This is a genomic window from Williamsia muralis (assembly GCF_051487485.1).
In the GTDB taxonomy this organism is placed as follows: Bacteria; Actinomycetota; Actinomycetes; order Mycobacteriales; family Mycobacteriaceae; genus Williamsia; species Williamsia muralis_B.
Window position 1 is genome coordinate 1 of the sequence record NZ_JAHVCV010000023.1, and the last position, 3,472, is coordinate 3,472.

Consider the following 3,472-nt stretch of genomic DNA (forward strand, 5'->3'; position numbering starts at 1 on the left):
CCTTGCCCGACGGCCACTTCACCGCAATCGAGGCCGGCCACAGCGTGCACCGCGATCGCCCGTCGGAATACAACCGCCGGGTTCTCGACTTCCTCGGAGGGTAGGCGCGGCGCCCGCTTCACCGTCGGCTCTCCGGACCGACTTCCGGCGCGCGGACTTTCCTGCGCCGCGCGCCGATCATCGACGCCGTGAACGGCAGCGCCAGCACGGTGACCGCACCTGCAGTCACCAGCACCGAGGCGTTTGCTTCGGTCATCTCGCCAGCCGCCACGGCCACGCCTGTCACCGCGACGATCAGTGGTAAGCCGGTCGCAGAGTACAGACCCAGTTGCGCGCGTTCGCCGATGGAAAAGGGCGGTTCGGTGCCTGATTGCCCCCGATCCCATCGAGTGGCGATGAATACGGGGAGGCCGCGCACTGCGATGATCAGGAGTACCAGCACCACCAGGAGACCGGGTTTCGAGAACACCGCCGCGATGTCGATACCCATGCCGGATGTGATGAAGAAGATGGGGATCAGGAAGCCGAAAGCTATTCCGTCCAGCTTGTGTTCGAGAGACTCGTGTCCCTCGGGCAGCAGCCGACGCAGGATGAATCCCGCTGCGAACGCCCCCAGTACCGTGTCCAGCTCGAACTCGTAGGCCAGCACCATCAGTCCGACGAGCAGGAACATCGTCACCCGGACGGTCGTCTGCGCGGTGGTCTCCGCGCCGGCGGACACCAACTTCGTCAGCCAGGTCTGCTGTCGCAGAATACGGTCCGACACCAGTCCGACGGCAATAGCGGCGATGGTGAACAGGATGAGGACAATCGTGGATTGAATCGACCCGCGAGTGCCGAGCAGTACCGCCATCGCGATGACCGGCCCCACTTCACCGAAGGCGCCGTGGTTGAGGACCGTCTGTCCGAGTCGGGTGTCGAGCAGTCCGTTGTCGCGGAGGATGGGGAGCAGCGTGCCGAGCGCGGTGGAGCACAGAGCGATGGCCACTGCGCTCTCGGCGGTCAACAGGCCTGTGGCACCCAGGGCGAACGTGGCGCCGAAGGCAATTGCCAAGCAGCACATCCAGGTATAGAAGGCTCGACGACCCTCTCGGCCAACAAGTTCTGATGTCTTGACCTCGTATCCCGCAAGTAGGAACAGCATTCCGAGACCGAGCTCGCGGAGCATCTCGATCTCGCTGCCCTCCACGGCCCAGTCGAGGGCATGAGGCCCGATCAGGATTCCGCCGACTAGCAGGAGCACAACCTCGGGTATCCGCTTGCCCGGGATCAGGCCGGCGACGAGTGGTGCGAGCACCGCGCACCCCACGATCCAGAAGAACGAGGTGACCACGGTTCCCATGTCGTGTCAGCTCTCTGAGGAGGAACCGGCGAGATCGGCGATCGCCGAACGGATGGAAGGTGGGATGTCGACTGGCTTGCGCGTCGAGCGGTCGACGTAGACGTGTACGAACCGGCCGGTCGCGGCGATCTCATGATCACCGTGTGGGTTGCTGCGAAAGATCGCCAGTGCGTAGACAACACTGCGGGTGCCGAGGCGTTCCACTGAGATACCCACCAGCAGTTGGTCGGGGAAACTCAGTTCGCGCAGGTAGTTGCACGAGGTCTCGGCCACGATGCCGATGGCCGGCAGGTCACGGATGTCGGTGCCCGTGGCCGACATCAGCCAGGCGTTCACCGCCGTGTCGAAGTACGAGTAGTACGTGACGTTGTTGACGTGGCCGTAGTGGTCGTTGTCGTGCCAGCGGGTCGGGACCGGCCACAACACGGGATAGTCGTCGTGCGATGGATGTTGACCTCTGGTCACCGGACTCGAATCTCCGTTCTCGGCGCTTGCCCTATCGTGGTCGAAGTCGTCATGGGTGGCCCGGTCAGCCGGGCGTCCCGGACAAAGACTACGAGGTGCCTGGTGGATCTGGGCTGATGCCAGGGTGGAAAGGCGCATATGTTGATCACCGGAGCAGTTCTCGAAGAGATCGGGCGGTCGCGGCCCTACGCGCTGTCCACACCCATCGCCGTGCGACAGCTGGAGCTGCAGTCGCCCGGCCCCACCGAGTTGCTCGTCCAGATCGAGGCAGCGGGCGTCTGCCATTCCGATCTGAGTGTGGTGGACGGCAATCGGGTACGACCGGTCCCGATGCTGCTGGGTCACGAAGCGGCCGGCATCGTGCGTGAACGAGGCTCGGAGGTCGCCGGCGTCGAGATCGGTGATCGTGTGGTGATGTCATTCCTGCCGAGATGCGAGAACTGCCAGGGCTGCGCGGCCGATGGACGACTCCCATGCGTCCCGGGCTCGGTGGCCAACAATGCCGGCGAGCTGCTCCGTGGCGGTCGCCGCCTCTCGTCACCAGACGGTGCGGACACGGTCCATCACCACCTCGGGGTGTCGGGTTTTGCCACTCACGCGGTGGTCGACGCCGCTTCCGCCGTGCCAGTGGGCAACGACGTGCCCGCGGACATCGCCGCGGTCCTGGGTTGCGCGGTTCTCACGGGTGGGGGAGCGGTGCTCAACGCAGCCAAACCCACACCGCAGGATTCGATCATGATCGTCGGCCTCGGCGGCGTCGGCATGGCAGCGTTGATAACCGCTGTGGCGCAGGGTGTCTCGAGGATCGTCGCGGTGGACACCATGGAAGACAAGCTCGGTTTTGCAAAAGAACTCGGCGCGCACGAGGTATACACGCCTCAAGATGTGGTGCAGCGGGGTGTGAAGGCCACGTATGTCATCGAATGTGCCGGCAACGCCAGGGCTTTCGAGACCGCCTTTGCGGCTACGGCCCCCGGTGGAACCACAGTGACGGTGGGCCTACCCGCACCGACCGCGACGTCGAGTATCTCGCCGCTGACGATCACCGCCGAAGCTCGCACCATCATCGGCAGCTATCTGGGATCGGCCGTGCCCAGTCGCGACATCCCCCGGTACGCGCAGATGTGGCGCGAGGGTCGCCTGCCCGTTGAACAGCTCATCTCCTCGCGCATCCGGCTCGACGAGATCAACGACGCCATGGACCAGCTCGCCGACGGCAAGGCGATCCGTCAAGTGATCATGTTCGACTGACCCAACCCGACGCATTTCCTCCGATTCCGGCGACAACCTCCGGTTGCAGTCGGAGGATGTAACTGAAGTCGGAGGGTGTGGGCGCCGAAATCCGTCATCGCCGGACGCGGAAGAGTTCGGCAGGCCGCCCGGTGTCGGCTGCGGCGCGTTCGCCAGTGCCTTCCAGAGCTCCGATGAAACGACGGCGAAAAGTGTCTTTGACCAAAGTGGTACCGAAGATCGCCTCGTGCAGGCGCCGCAATTCCAAGAGGGTGAACTCTTCGCCGAGTAGCCGGTCGGGGTCGGGGCTGTTCGAGTAGCGAACCCGAATGTCCTGTACAGCTTGGGAAACCATGATGTTGTGGTCGAAGGTGAGGTCCTCCGATGGTGAGTCGCCGGCTATCGTCACGAGCAGCGCGTCGTCGGGAAGATGCC

At 64.3% G+C, this 3,472-nt stretch carries 4 protein-coding genes; 1 reads left to right on the plus strand and 3 read right to left on the minus strand.

Annotated features, from left to right (window positions below; translation table 11 throughout):
• Positions 1 to 118: 118 nt before the first annotated feature.
• The gene (locus tag KXR83_RS26670) at positions 119 to 1,342 is read right to left on the minus strand and encodes a cation:proton antiporter (RefSeq protein ID WP_437427220.1); all 1,224 of its coding nucleotides are present in this window, start codon (positions 1,340 to 1,342) and stop codon (positions 119 to 121) included.
• Positions 1,343 to 1,348: 6 nt separating this feature from the next.
• Positions 1,349 to 1,807: an acyl-CoA thioesterase gene (locus KXR83_RS26675; RefSeq protein ID WP_437427221.1), complete on the minus strand. Its 459-nt coding sequence runs from the start codon at positions 1,805 to 1,807 to the stop codon at positions 1,349 to 1,351.
• Positions 1,808 to 1,945: 138 nt separating this feature from the next.
• On the opposite strand from KXR83_RS26675, the gene KXR83_RS26680 reads away from it, so the two are divergent.
• Entirely contained in the window at positions 1,946 to 3,058 is a 1,113-nt protein-coding gene (locus KXR83_RS26680; RefSeq protein WP_437427222.1) for a zinc-binding dehydrogenase, read from the plus strand.
• A 94-nt stretch (positions 3,059 to 3,152) separates the two neighbouring features.
• On the opposite strand, the gene KXR83_RS26685 is transcribed toward KXR83_RS26680, so the two are convergent.
• On the minus strand, positions 3,153 to 3,472 hold a 320-nt coding region (locus KXR83_RS26685; RefSeq protein ID WP_437427223.1), incomplete at its 5' end, for an NrtR DNA-binding winged helix domain-containing protein.